Source organism: Vibrio sp. 10N.222.49.A3, from assembly GCF_041475145.1.
In the GTDB taxonomy this organism is placed as follows: domain Bacteria; phylum Pseudomonadota; class Gammaproteobacteria; order Enterobacterales; family Vibrionaceae; genus Vibrio; species Vibrio tasmaniensis_A.
This window is the reverse complement of sequence record NZ_JBFRVM010000263.1, coordinates 1-455: the sequence shown is the minus strand read 5'-3', so window position 1 is coordinate 455 and position 455 is coordinate 1. Positions and strand designations below refer to the sequence as shown.

Annotated in this window: 1 protein-coding gene; it reads right to left on the bottom strand. The window is 48.6% G+C overall.

Translation table 11 applies throughout. The annotated features are described in order from the left end of the window. Positions 1 to 455, bottom strand: a 455-nt coding sequence (locus AB4589_RS24825) for a DUF1566 domain-containing protein (RefSeq protein ID WP_372101902.1), incomplete at both ends; no start/stop codon positions are given.

Below are 455 nucleotides of genomic sequence, written 5' to 3'. Positions count from 1 at the left end.
AGGATTTGAGACGCAGGATGCGTAGACCGTGGTGCTCGGATAGTAGCTGCTGACGTAGCCATCGTTGAGGTTCACGTAGTAATAGAGAGAACCACCAGGAATCGCCGACCAATAGCTGTTGCCGGTCGGCCAACCGCGCGCGGTAAACATATTAAGAGATACGTCGTATAGCTCCACTTTTAACTCGTCTCTTGTCGGTAAACGCCAGTTAGTTCGTCCGCCGAGACTAAGGGTGTTGTAGGTAGTACACAGTGCATTTGCGTTATTCCAGTCGAATAGGTAAAAATCACCACCAACTGGGCCGGAATTTCCGCTTTCAGTATGAGTACCGTTTGTAGCACTACCGCCAATGCTGTCTAGATAGGCCGCTGATGGTGAATTGGTAAGCAACTTACCACTACCTCTATCGTAGATATCAATACATGTACCAGCCAAGTTACACACATTCACCTCCA